Source organism: Streptococcus sinensis, from assembly GCF_000767835.1.
Classification (GTDB): domain Bacteria; phylum Bacillota; class Bacilli; order Lactobacillales; family Streptococcaceae; genus Streptococcus; species Streptococcus sinensis.
In genome coordinates this window covers 56,629-69,212 of record NZ_JPEN01000074.1, presented here as the reverse complement: position 1 = coordinate 69,212, position 12,584 = coordinate 56,629, and the positions used below count along the sequence as shown (strand labels likewise).

Sequence of the window (12,584 nt, the reverse complement as noted above, 5' to 3'; positions counted from 1 at the left end):
AAATCAAATTGCTAGATTATTTGCAAAATAGGAATAATAAAGAAGGTGTCTCATGAAACAATTATTTTTATGTTCATATTTGGCTGGTATCAAGAACCTTTTTAAGTCTTATACGGCTGACAAAGGTCTGGGCGACCATCTGCTTTTTATCCTGACGGCCGGAAATGTGGAGGAATATCGAGATTACATTGATGAGGCAAAAGTAGTCTTTGAGGATTTAGGTTTTGCAGTAGAGGTTCTAGACCTGGATCAGACCGACCAAGAGACGGCTCAAGCTAAGATTTTCCAGACCAAGCTACTTTATATTGCGGGTGGCAATAGCTTCTATCTTTTGCAGGAATTGAAAAAGAAGCATTTGCTCAGTTTGATACGGGAGCAGATTGCAGATGGTATGGTCTATGTGGGTGAATCCGCTGGCGCTATCATCACAGCTGAGGGTATTGACTACAGCAAGCTCATGGATAATAAAGGAGTGGCGGGTGAACTGTCCGATACAGCGGCACTAAACGAGGTGGATTTTTATGTCCTTCCTCATGTAGGCGAAGAACCATTTGCCGAAAGCACTCAGGCAATCCTAGATACTTACAGAGACAAGCTCAATCTGCTGCCAATCAATAATAGCCAAGCGGTGCTTGTGGAGGGTGAAGAAGTGCGGGTTTGATGGAAAATAAATAAGAATATTGGGGTAGTATTTTGATTGAAAAGACATACGAAACATCAAGTGGAGTCATTCACTATTGGACAAATGATGGTGATGAATCATCCCAAAGAGCTCTTATCTTTTTACCTGGGCTAACTGCTGACCATAGGTTATTTGAAAAACAAATAGAATATTTTAAAGATACATATAGAGTCTTGGTTTGGGACGCACCTGGACACGCGTCATCTTATCCATTTTGTCTCGATTTTACTTTATTTGATTTAGCAACTTGGCTGGATGAAATATTTGTCAAAGAGAGAATAGAGAATCCAATACTAATTGGTCAGTCAATGGGAGGATATGTAGGACAGGTTTATGCTCAACTTTTTCCTGAGAAATTAAAAGGCCTTGTTACGATTGATTCACCTTCCATGCAACGGAAGTATTATACAGCTATGGAGTTGTGGCTCTCAAAAAATATGGAGGCAATTTATAGAATCTATCCATGGAAATCTCTTTTGAAATCTGGGCCTAAAAGCGTATCAACAACAGATTATGGAAGAAAACTGATGTATGATATGATGATGGTTTATGATGGCAATCAAGAAAGGTATGCTCGTCTTGCGGGATACGGATATAAGATATTTTCAGAAGCAGTAGAGAAGAATCTATCTTATGAAGTAAAATGTCCACAATTGGTTATATGTGGAAAAGAAGATCGTGCAGGGTCTTGCATACGATATTTGAAGGCCTATGAAAGAAATACTGGAAAGTCTGTTAAATGGATTGATAAGGCGGGACATAATTCTAATACCGACCAACCCGATATTGTCAATAGACTGATTGATGAATTTTTGAATAACAAAATTAAAGAAAAGCTTGGTTGAAAGACCGGCTTTTTGATATAATAGACTTTATGAACACAAAAGATAAAATTTCAAATTATCAACTGTTGCTAGATCAGTTGGAAGCCTTGCTGGATGGTGAGACCAATGCCTTGGCAAATCTGTCGAATGCTAGCGCCCTGCTCAATCAAGCCCTGCCTAATTCTGTTTTTACTGGTTTCTATCTTTTTGATGGGTGCGAGCTGATTTTGGGGCCCTTTCAAGGGGGCGTTTCTTGTGTCCACATTGCATTAGGTAAGGGAGTCTGCGGGGAGTCAGCTGAGAAAGAGCAGACGATCATTGTGGATGACGTCACCCAGCATGCCAACTATATCTCCTGTGATAGCAGGGCTAAGAGTGAGATTGTACTGCCGATGATAAAAGACGGTCGCCTTCTGGGAGTGCTGGATTTGGACTCAGCCTTGACGGGTGATTATGATAAGGTAGATCAAGAATATCTGGAAAGGTTCGTCCAGATTTTGCTTGAAAAAACGACTTGGAATTTTGAAATGTTTGGAGAAAAAGCCTAATGTATCAAGCTTTATATCGGAAATACCGCAGTCAGACCTTTGGTCAGCTGGTGGGGCAGCAGGTAGTAGCCACCACCCTGCGGCAGGCTGTGGAGCAAGGGAAAATCAGCCATGCCTATCTCTTCTCTGGCCCGCGTGGAACAGGGAAAACCAGTGTTGCCAAGATTTTTGCTAAGGCTATGAACTGTCCTAATCAAAAGGACGGTGAGCCTTGCAATGACTGCTATATCTGTCAGGCTATCACTGAGGGGAGCCTTGAAGACGTCATCGAAATCGACGCAGCTTCTAATAATGGAGTCGATGAGATTCGTGATATTCGAGACAAGTCTACCTATGCACCTAGTTTCGCCAAGCACAAGGTCTATATCATTGATGAGGTGCACATGCTCTCGACAGGGGCTTTTAACGCCTTGCTAAAGACCTTGGAAGAACCGACAGAAAATGTGGTCTTTATCCTAGCGACGACAGAACTGCATAAGATTCCAGCGACTATTCTTTCCCGCGTCCAGCGTTTTGAGTTTAAGTCTATCAAGACGCAGGACATTATTGGTCATATTGAGTGGATTTTGGAGCAGGAAGGGATTGATTTTGAGCAGGAAGGTGTGCAGATTATTGCCCGTCGAGCTGAAGGCGGTATGCGAGATGCCCTTTCTATTCTTGATCAGGCTCTTAGCTTGACTCAGGAAAATCGTTTGACTACGGACATTGCTGAGGAAATCACAGGCTCTATCAGCTTGGGAGCCTTGGATGCCTATGTGGCAGCCTTGATTGCTCATGATGCAGTTGCAGCCTTGGATAATCTCAATCTGATTTTTGACAGTGGCAAAAACATGGCTCGCTTCGTGACGGACCTCCTGCAATATCTGCGTGATTTGCTCATTGTCAAAACTGGCGGGGAGAATACTCATGCCAGCGAGCTTTTTCTGGAAAATCTCAAGACACCGCAGGATGCTCTCTTTGCCATGATTGAGATGGCGACCAAGAGTCTGGTAGACATCAAGAATAGCTTGCAGCCTAAGATTTATACAGAGATGATGACCATTCGCCTGGCCGAGGAAAAAACAGGCTTGGATGAGATTCCTGACAACTTGGCAGAAGAGTTGACTAATCTCAAGCAGGAAATCCAGCAGCTCAAGCAGCAATTAGCCAATGTCGGCAGTCAGCCAGCTCCAGCAGTTAAAAGAGCAGAAGTACGACCTCAGAAATCCAAGACTTATCGGGTGGATCGTAATAAGGTCAATGCCATCTTGGAAGAAGCGGTGGAAAATCCTGAATTGGCTCGTGGTAATTTGACCAAGCTGCAAAATGCTTGGGGAGAAATTATCGAGAGTCTGGCAGGCGCGGACAAGGCTTTGCTCATTGGTTCGCAGCCGGTAGCGGCCAACGAAAACCATGCTATTTTGGCTTTTGAATCTAATTTTAATGCTGAGCAGACCATGAAAAGAGAAAATCTCAATACCGTGTTTGGGAATCTGCTCAGCAATGCTGCTGGGTTTTCACCAGATATTCTGGCCATTTCTCTGGAAGATTGGACTCAGATACGGGCAGAATTTTCAGCTAGAAGTCGTAGCAATAAAGCAGAAGCAGCTGAAAAGCAGGAAGAAAGCTGGATTCCTGAGGGATTTGATTTCTTAGCAGAGAAAATCACTGTACAGGATGACTGAATTTAGATTTTTGCTGTTTTTCATGCTATAATAGAATTATGAATAGACGACAATTTATTGTAATGGCGGCTTTTACAGCCCTAGAAACTTATTTTTTTAACGAAGCAATCATGTCTGAACATTACCTGATGGCTATTTTCTGGGCCTTTCTGATTGGGCGCAATCTGCAAATTAGCTATGTCATGGGGCGGATTGTGGATGAAATTGATAAACATTTGAAGAATAAGTAAATGTTCAAAGTGAAATAAATGGCTCCTTGTCACCACAGTAGGTGACAAGGAGCCATTTTTCTTATCTTCTGAAAGGTGCTAGCTAAGCAGTTGCTTCCATTTTACCTTTACCAGCTGATGAGGGAAACTTCCCCGCTGTTGAGCCAGATTTCCTGTCCGTTCTCCAACTGGACTAGGAGTTGCCCGCTGTCAGAGACGTCACGGGCGATCCCCTTATAGGTTTGATTGTTTTGATGGAAGCTCACTTGTCGACCAAGGACTAGGGATTGCTTCTTGTAAAGGTAAATGAGCTCCTCTGGGTCACTTTCGAAGAAGCAGGCCCAAATTTCTGCAATCAATTCATTTCTGGTGATGGGAGCTGGGGCGCTAAAGAGCGATCCAGCCTTATTTTGCAGTTCCTTGGGGAAGTCACTAATGCAAAAATTAAAACCAACTCCGATAATGACATCTGTGACGAGGCCAGTTTCAATTGAAGTAGTGGCCTCGGTCAAAATGCCAGCAATTTTCTTATTTTTGTAGTAGATATCATTAACCCACTTGATGTCCACATCCATGAGGCTCAGATTTTTGACTGCCTTATAAATAGCTCCTGCTGTCAGAATGGTATAGGAAGGGATTTGCTCAAATGGCAGGTTGGGCTTGAGATGGAGGGACATATAAAAGCCACCTTGATTGGGACAGAAAAAGGATCGTCCGAAGCGGCCGCGGCCGGCTGATTGAGCAGCAGCCAGATAGAGGGTATTTGCCTCGCCACCCGCTTCCATACCTGCTTTTGCATCCATCTGGGTAGATTGGCAGTTGGGGTTGAAGGAAATCTTGATAGGTGCCTCTTGCTCAATCAGGTCTGGAATCAGTAAATCTCCTGTTTTAAGCTTATAGCCACGATTTTTAATGGAATCAATTTGCACCCCTTCCTTTTCCAAGCGCTGAATGGCCTTCCAAATGGAGGTTCTGGAAATGCCTAATGTCTGAGCCAGGCTTTCTCCGTTAACATAATCGTCAGCTTGGCTGAGAATGGTAAACAATTTTTCGTAGGTTTTCATTCGTTCTTTCTCTGTTAAATACTGCTTTCTCGAATGGTCAGCTTGGTAGAAAGTTTGACCATATAGGGAATGACATCATCTTCGGATGCTAAACTTTGATCCAGAATATGCAGGGCCTGTTTACCCATTTCTTCTGTAAAAACGGTGACCGTACTGAGACTGGGATAGATGTACTTAGCAATAGAGGTATCATTAAATGAAATAATGCTGACATCTTGGGGAACCTGGATTCCGTGTTCTTGCAGAGCCCTTAAGGCACCGATAGCCAAAGCATCGCTAGAGATGAAGAAGGCGGGTGGCAGCTGGTCTTTGTGCTCATTGATGAGCTCTGTCATCATCTGATAGCCTGACTCCGAGGAAAAATTGCCCACTTTAACAAAGTCAGGTTGAAAGATTCCTTTGTCAGATAGATACCGCTGAAAGCTCGCCAGACGAGGGTCACTGATGATGCTAGTTTGATCAGAGGTTTTTTCTTGTCCGGCAATCATGCCAATCTGCTCAAAACCAGAAGATATGAAGTGCTGAAGGACCTTCTGTACAGCATTCTCAAAATCAACCGTCACACAGCTGTGGCCTGCATTGAGCGTATCACTGTCGACAAAAACTAAGTGGTTGCTGTACTGCTCCAGCTGCTGAATTTGAACTGGGCTGAATTTGCCGATGGCAATCAAGCCATCAATGTCTTTCAATAGCTCAAGAGAATCGTTTTGAAACACTCTGAGAATCTCATAACCCAATTCTTGAGCTTTTTTTTCAATGCCCAAGCGAATAGAGTAGTAGTAGAGGTCATCGAGTTCCTCCTGCTCGGTGTACCATTCGATAAGCCCGATACGGTAGGCTTGAGTCCTGTTTGGCTTAGTTTTTCTTGATTTTTTATAGTTTAGCTGCTCAGCAATGTCAAAAATCTTTTTTCGAGTGCGATCACTGACCGACATGGCAGGGTCGTAGTTGAGTACGCGAGAGACCGTAGCGGGAGAGACCCCAGCAGCCTGGGCAATATCCTTAATCGTAGCCATTTTTTGCTCCTATTTGTCTTATATGGGCTATTATACCTCAAAAACAAGTAAATAACAAAGAGGAATTTAGTAAATATTAGCTAATTGATTTATTAAGTAAAAATTTACTAAATTTATTGAAGTTTTACTCAAAAACAGGTATAATAAAGAAAACGGTTACAAAATCGAAAATCAATTTTAAAGGAGTTTAGTTTATGTCAAACGTACTTTCAGCGGAGCAAGTTCGAGCAGATTTTGCTAAGGTTTTTGGAGTAGAAGCAGACCATACTTTCTTTTCACCCGGTCGGATCAATCTGATTGGGGAACACACTGACTACAATGGCGGCCATGTCTTTCCTGCAGCAATTTCTCTAGGAACTTATGGAGCGGCTCGCAAGCGGGACGATCAACTCTTACGATTCTTCTCAGGGAACTTTGAAGAAAAAGGGATTATTGAAGTGTCGCTGGAAAACCTGCACTTTGAACCTGAGCATAACTGGACCAACTATCCGAAAGGAGTTCTGCATTTTCTGCAGGAGGCGGGTCATAAGATTGACCGAGGAATGGATATCTATGTTTATGGAAATATTCCCAACGGATCGGGCTTGTCTTCTTCTGCATCTCTAGAGCTTTTGACGGGTGTCATTGCTGAGAAACTTTTTGATTTGAACTTGGAACGTTTGGACCTAGTGAAAATCGGTAAATTAACTGAGAATGAATTTATCGGGGTTAATTCTGGTATCATGGATCAGTTCGCTATCGGAATGGGTGCTGACCAGCGGGCTATTTACTTAGATACAAATACTCTTGAGTATAATTTGGTACCGCTTGATCTCCAGGATAATGTTGTAGTGATTATGAATACCAATAAGCGACGTGAGTTGGCGGATTCTAAGTACAATGAACGCCGTGCTGAGTGTGAAAAAGCTGTTGAAGAACTGAACCGCAAGCTGTCTATCGCAACCTTGGGTGAGTTGGATGAGTGGGCCTTTGACGAGTATAGCTATCTGATAGAGGACGAAAATCGTCTCAAACGGGCTCGCCATGCCGTCTTGGAAAATCAACGCACTTTGCAAGCGCGGGCAGCTTTGCAAGCAGGCGATCTTGAAAAATTTGGCCGTCTCATGAATGCCTCCCATGTATCATTGGAGCATGACTATAAAGTGACTGGTTTAGAGCTGGACACCTTGGTTCATACGGCCTGGGAGCAAGAAGGTGTTCTGGGGGCTCGTATGACTGGAGCTGGCTTTGGTGGCTGCGCCATTGCTTTAGTTCAAAAAGGTGCGGTTGCTGCTTTCAAAGAAAATGTCGATCACAAGTATCAAGAAGTTGTCGGCTATGCCCCTAGCTTTTACATCGCAGAAGTAGCTGGCGGAAGCCGAGTACTAGACTAAATCACAGAAAAGGAACATGGGCTGACAGTAATGCCAGCCCTTTACTAGCAAGAGAAAGGAAAATCTATGTCCAAGAAGTTACTGGATGCATTTGTATCAGCAGTGATTGACAATAGCACTTTTGAGGAAATGGATACCATTTATCTGCGAAATCGAGTCATAGCTCTGGTCGGAGAGACAGTGGCAGAGCAGGAGACTGAGGCTGTGCAGCTAATTGACCTGAAGGATGACTTGGTAGCTGTAGCTGTTAAGAATGGGAAGATTGGTGATACCCTGGCTGAGCAGGATATACTAGGAGCTGTGCTCATGAACTTCATCACACCAGTCCCTAGCCAGCTCAATCGGGACTTCTGGACGACTTATGCATCCAATCCCGAGCAGGCTGTAGCTGATTTTTACCAGCTTAGTCAAAAGAATGACTACATCAAAGTCAAGGCCATTTCTAAAAATATTGCTTTTAAGACTTCGACGGACTATGGAGATTTGGAAATCACCATAAATCTCTCTAAGCCAGAAAAGGATCCCAAGGAAATTGCGGCAGCTAAAATGGCTAAGAACAGCCATTATCCAGCCTGCCAGCTTTGCATGGAAAATGAAGGCTACCAAGGCCGCTTGGATCACCCAGCCAGAGCCAACCATCGGATTATTCGCTTTGACTTGACTGGACAGGATTGGGGCTTCCAGTATTCGCCCTATGCCTACTTTAATGAGCATTGCATCTTTCTGCACAGCCAGCACCTTCCTATGGCCATCAGCCGGCTGACTTTTGAGCGCCTACTGGACATCGTCGAGACCTTTCCGGGCTATTTTGCTGGCTCAAACGCCGACTTGCCGATTGTTGGTGGCTCTATCTTGACCCACGACCACTATCAGGGCGGACGTCATACCTTCCCTATGGAAATAGCAGAGCTGGATTGCAGCTTTACTTTTAGCGGATTTGATGAGGTAGAGGCAGGCATTGTCAAGTGGCCCATGTCCGTCATTCGTCTGAGGTCTGAGAAGAAGGAACGGTTGATTGAATTGGCTAACAAAATCTTGCAAGTTTGGCGGGTTTATTCTGACCCAAGTGTGCAGGTGTTGGCAGAGTCTGAGGGTGAGCCGCACCATACCATCACACCGATTGCGCGCAGAAAAGATAGATGTTTTGAGCTAGACTTGGTCTTGCGGGACAATCAAACTTCCCCAGAACATCCAGACGGCATTTATCACCCTCATGCAGATGTGCAGCATATTAAGAAAGAAAATATCGGTCTGATTGAGGTGATGGGACTGGCTATTCTTCCGCCTCGGCTCAAGGAAGAACTCAAGCAGGTGGAACTTTTCTTGCTGGGAGAAGACTGTCAGGTTGCTGCCTATCATCAGGAGTGGGCCAATCAACTCAAAGACCAGAATCCAGATGTTAACGCTGAGACGGTGGAAGGAGTGGTTCAGGCCTCGGTTGGACAAATTTTCAGCCGAGTACTGGAAGATGCAGGAGTTTACAAGCGAACGGAGGAGGGGCAAGAAGCTTTCATGCGCTTTGTCCGATCTGTTGGTTTGGAAGAAGAATAATGGCAGCAAGAGTTTTCATTCGTCCTTATTTTTGATAAAATAGTTAAAGTATAAATCAAGATGAGAAAGGGAGAAACATGGTAATTTTAGTATTAGGCGGAGCTGGTTATATCGGCTCGCACATGGTAGACCGTCTGGTAGCGGCAGGCAAGGAAGAAGTAGTCGTCGTTGATAATTTGGTGACTGGTCATCGGGCAGCCGTCCATCCGAAAGCAGTCTTTTATGAGGGGGATTTGGCGGATAAGGACTTTATGCGTGGCGTTTTTGCCAAACATCCATCCATCGATGCAGTCATTCACTTTGCTGCTTTTTCACTGGTGGCGGAGTCTATGGTGGATCCGCTCAAGTATTTTGACAATAACACAGCTGGCATGGTTTCTCTCTTGGAAGTCATGCAGGAATGCAGCGTTAAAAACATTGTCTTTTCTTCGACAGCGGCGACTTATGGCATTCCTGAAGAAGTTCCGATTCTGGAAACGACTCCGCAAAAGCCTATCAATCCTTATGGTGAGAGCAAACTCATGATGGAGACCATTATGCGCTGGGCTGACCAGGCCTATGGCATCAAGTTTGTAGCCCTGCGTTATTTCAATGTGGCTGGTGCCAAGCCTGATGGCTCGATTGGCGAGGATCACGGTCCTGAAACCCATCTCCTGCCCATTGTGCTTCAGGTAGCTCAGGGCAAACGCGAGAAGATTGCCGTCTTTGGCGACGACTATGACACTCCAGACGGAACTAATGTCCGCGATTATGTCCATCCTTTCGACTTGGCTGACGCCCATATTCTGGCTGTTGAGTACCTGCGTACTGGTCAACCATCAGATGCTTTTAACCTTGGCTCTTCGACTGGTTTTTCCAACCTGCAGATTGTAGAAGCAGCCCGCAAGGTGACCGGCCATCCTATTCCTTTGGAAATAGCAGAGCGGCGCCCAGGGGATCCAGATACGCTGATTGCTTCCTCTGAGAAAGCAAGAAATGTTCTGGGTTGGCAGCCGAAATTTGACAACATCGAAACTATCATCGAGACCGCTTGGAAATGGCATTCCAGTCATCCCAATGGCTATGATGACAGAGGATAAACTGACGAACCAGCTAGAAAAGCTGGTTTTTTCTTGCTTTTTGAATCAAATTATGATTAAATTATATAAAGAAACAACTGTTGCGCAACGTTTGTATTAGAAAGAGATATCAATGCCTCCAAAAAATAAATTCACTAAAGAAGAAATCATTGAAGCTTGTCTAGATCTTGTTCGAGAAGAGGGAAGGTCGGCTGTCACGGCACGCGCTGTTGCTGCCAGATTGAAGTCTTCCCCTAAGGTCATTTTTGGTCTCTTTGATAACATGGAAGAGTTGAGCAAAGCGATCGTCATTGCTGCTGAGAAGACCTTTGTCAAACAAGTTGAAATCGCATTACAGGAAGAAAAAGCCTTTCGTGCTGTTGGGATTGCTTATATCCGATTTGCAGCTGAGGAGCCCCAGCTTTTTCAGTTAATTTTTATGAATGAGCCTGAGCGTCGCATCGATAAGTTTGCTGACTTTTTGCCAATCAAAGATTACAGCTATGAACAAATGATTCGGTCTATTCAAGAGGAATATGGACTCTCAAGACAGCTGTCAGAGCAGCTCTACCAACATCTATTTATTTACTCACACGGAATTGCCAGTATGACTGCTGCAGGAATCTATCGATTTTCATCAGCAGAACTGCTGCCTATGCTGACACAAGTATTTACAGCTTTTATAAAAGAATTATTGGGAGGAAATCATGATTGAACTAAAGGGAGTTAGAAAGTCTTATGGCACCAATGAAATTTTAAAAGGTATTGATTTACAGATTGCAGACCAAGATTATTTGGTTATTTTGGGAGCTTCTGGATCAGGTAAATCAACCTTACTCAATATTCTTTCAGGCTTAGAAAAGCCAGATCAGGGCGAGGTTCTATATGATGGAGAAAATATTGCCTCTTTGAGCGAAAGCCAGCTGACAAAGTTTCGTAAGGAACAGGTTGCCTTCATTTTCCAACAATATTATCTATTGCAAGAGCTGACAGTAGAGCAGAATGTTAAAATGGGAGCCCACCTAGCAAATAATCAAGATTACCTGCCAGTTCTTGAAGCAATGGGGCTTAGGGACAAACTTCACCAATATCCTAGTGAATTATCAGGAGGAGAGCAGCAGCGCGTGGCTATTGCCAGAGCCTTAGCGAAGAAGCCTAAAGTGCTTTTTCTTGATGAACCAACAGGAGCTTTAGATGAAGCGACTGGTCGTCAGATTCTTTCCTACGTTGCTCAAATGAAAGAAGATCTCGGATTTACTCTTGTAATGGTTACTCATAATGAGCATATCGCTCAGCTAGCTAAGACAGTTGTCAAGATAAACAGCGGAAAAATCCAAGAGATTTTGGTTAATGAAGAGCCAAAAAACGTAGAAGAGATTGGATGGTAGGCTATGGTAATCGGTATTAAGGATTTACGCAAGCTGTTTGTTGTATCAATAATCAGTTTTTGTGCGGTGTTAGTTTCTACTTTATTTGTTAATTTTTATATTGATCTTCAAGCAATCAATATTGAGAAGTTATCTCAACCTGCTAAGGCCTACTACGATGCTCAAGTCCTCATTGCTAAATTTGTTTCCTTGGTGAGTGGAGGTGTTCTCTCTTTCTTAGCAGTTTTGCTTTTATTCTTTTATATCAAGCAGTTTATTGATAGTCATAAAGAGGAGCTAGGAATTCTCAAAGCTTTAGGCTACCAAAATTTCGAATTGGCCAAGCATTTCTGGGTCTTTAGCTTTTCGGTTTTTCTAGGAACGTTCCTTGGTTTCGGAGCTTCATTCTTCTTTATGCAGGATTTTTATGATTTGCGAAATCAAAAATCTCTGCTGCCTCTTATTAACATTCATTTTCATTGGGAATTGCTGGGGGCTTTAGTTGTCTTGCCGACCCTTATTTTTGCTCTATTAGGGATTGGCTACGCTGCTATTAAACTAAAGCAACCGAGTCTCTATTTGCTGAGGAGACTAGAATTTACGCGGGTCAAGCATAAGCGTCACAAGGTAAAATCTGACCGACCATTTTTGAAAGAGCTGAGTGCAGTTCATTTTTATCAACGGAAACTTCTGATTTTTTTTGTCATTTTTGCAGCTTTTTCCTTTGCAGCTATGATGCAGCTTTCCTTTGGAATGAAAGAGTTTATTGATGGCAGTATTCAAGCTATGATGATGGGCATAGGGCTTGTGTTGTCACTTTCAGTTTTGCTGCTTTGTTTAGGAACGGTTGTTCAAGAAAACAAAGCCAGTCTAGCTCTGATGAAGGCCTTTGGTTACAGTCAAAAGGAATGTTATCAAGTTATTCTAGCCAGATATCGAGTAGTGGCTTATCTAGGCTTTGTCTTAGGAACAGCTTATCAATACGGAATCATGAAATTATTGCTTAAAGTCATCGTAAAAGATGTTCAAGGCGTGCCTGATTACTCATTTGATATGCAGCTTTGCTTCCTTTCTTTTTTAGCTTTTGTAATGGTTTATGAATTTCTTGTCGCTTATTATTTCCGAGCTATTAGACGATTGAGTCTTAAAGAAGTCATGCTAGCTGAATAAGAAACCTCATCTCGCTTTTATGCAGGAAAAACCTGTATGAAAGCCTTTTTTATGCTAT

Annotated in this window: 13 protein-coding genes; 11 read left to right on the top strand and 2 right to left on the bottom strand. The window is 43.3% G+C overall.

Features of this window, described 5'->3' with window-relative positions; genetic code table 11:
* Nucleotides 1-52: 52 nt before the first annotated feature.
* Genes SSIN_RS06795 through SSIN_RS06775 form a run of 5 tightly spaced genes read left to right on the top strand, consistent with a single transcriptional unit; the run spans nt 53 to nt 3,948 of the window.
* On the top strand, nt 53-661 hold the full coding sequence (locus SSIN_RS06795) for a Type 1 glutamine amidotransferase-like domain-containing protein (protein WP_037617204.1): 609 nt from the start codon (nt 53-55) through the stop codon (nt 659-661).
* 32 nt (nt 662-693) lie between these two features.
* The gene (locus SSIN_RS06790; protein WP_037617203.1) at nt 694-1,527 is read left to right on the top strand and encodes an alpha/beta fold hydrolase; all 834 of its coding nucleotides are present in this window, start codon (nt 694-696) and stop codon (nt 1,525-1,527) included.
* Nucleotides 1,528-1,556: 29 nt separating this feature from the next.
* Entirely contained in the window at nt 1,557-2,054 is a 498-nt protein-coding gene (locus SSIN_RS06785) for a GAF domain-containing protein (protein ID WP_037617253.1), read from the top strand.
* Entirely contained in the window at nt 2,054-3,718 is a 1,665-nt protein-coding gene (gene dnaX / locus SSIN_RS06780) for a DNA polymerase III subunit gamma/tau (RefSeq protein WP_037617202.1), read from the top strand. Before SSIN_RS06785 ends, dnaX begins: the two co-directional genes overlap by 1 nt.
* 38 nt (nt 3,719-3,756) lie before the next feature.
* Nucleotides 3,757-3,948 carry a DUF3272 family protein gene (locus SSIN_RS06775; RefSeq protein WP_037617201.1) on the top strand — a complete coding sequence of 64 codons (192 nt, stop codon included), beginning with the start codon at nt 3,757-3,759 and terminating at the stop codon, nt 3,946-3,948.
* Nucleotides 3,949-4,055: 107 nt separating this feature from the next.
* Here SSIN_RS06775 and birA read toward each other — a convergent pair whose 3' ends face one another.
* Nucleotides 4,056-4,991: a bifunctional biotin--[acetyl-CoA-carboxylase] ligase/biotin operon repressor BirA gene (gene birA / locus SSIN_RS06770; protein ID WP_037617199.1), complete on the bottom strand. Its 936-nt coding sequence runs from the start codon at nt 4,989-4,991 to the stop codon at nt 4,056-4,058.
* Nucleotides 4,992-5,005: 14 nt separating this feature from the next.
* A complete protein-coding gene (locus tag SSIN_RS06765; RefSeq protein ID WP_037617197.1) occupies nt 5,006-6,007 on the bottom strand; it encodes a LacI family DNA-binding transcriptional regulator in 1,002 nt (333 codons plus the stop codon).
* Nucleotides 6,008-6,201: 194 nt separating this feature from the next.
* Between SSIN_RS06765 and SSIN_RS06760 the strand changes: the two genes are divergently transcribed.
* The 6 genes from SSIN_RS06760 to SSIN_RS06735 all read left to right on the top strand — a co-directional run bounded on the left by SSIN_RS06760 (nt 6,202) and on the right by SSIN_RS06735 (nt 12,526).
* On the top strand, nt 6,202-7,380 hold the full coding sequence (locus tag SSIN_RS06760; protein WP_037617195.1) for a galactokinase: 1,179 nt from the start codon (nt 6,202-6,204) through the stop codon (nt 7,378-7,380).
* Nucleotides 7,381-7,446: 66 nt separating this feature from the next.
* Nucleotides 7,447-8,931 carry a UDP-glucose--hexose-1-phosphate uridylyltransferase gene (galT, locus tag SSIN_RS06755; protein ID WP_037617191.1) on the top strand — a complete coding sequence of 495 codons (1,485 nt, stop codon included), beginning with the start codon at nt 7,447-7,449 and terminating at the stop codon, nt 8,929-8,931.
* A gap of 77 nt (nt 8,932-9,008) precedes the next feature.
* Nucleotides 9,009-10,010 carry a UDP-glucose 4-epimerase GalE gene (gene galE, locus SSIN_RS06750; protein WP_037617189.1) on the top strand — a complete coding sequence of 334 codons (1,002 nt, stop codon included), beginning with the start codon at nt 9,009-9,011 and terminating at the stop codon, nt 10,008-10,010.
* A 112-nt stretch (nt 10,011-10,122) separates the two neighbouring features.
* Nucleotides 10,123-10,704 (top strand): TetR-like C-terminal domain-containing protein, encoded by a 582-nt coding sequence (locus tag SSIN_RS06745; protein ID WP_037617187.1) that lies wholly within the window; start codon nt 10,123-10,125, stop codon nt 10,702-10,704.
* Nucleotides 10,697-11,377 (top strand): ABC transporter ATP-binding protein, encoded by a 681-nt coding sequence (locus SSIN_RS06740; RefSeq protein WP_037617184.1) that lies wholly within the window; start codon nt 10,697-10,699, stop codon nt 11,375-11,377. Before SSIN_RS06745 ends, SSIN_RS06740 begins: the two co-directional genes overlap by 8 nt.
* Before the next feature lie 3 nt (nt 11,378-11,380).
* Nucleotides 11,381-12,526: an FtsX-like permease family protein gene (locus SSIN_RS06735; RefSeq protein WP_037617181.1), complete on the top strand. Its 1,146-nt coding sequence runs from the start codon at nt 11,381-11,383 to the stop codon at nt 12,524-12,526.
* Nucleotides 12,527-12,584 lie beyond the last annotated feature (58 nt).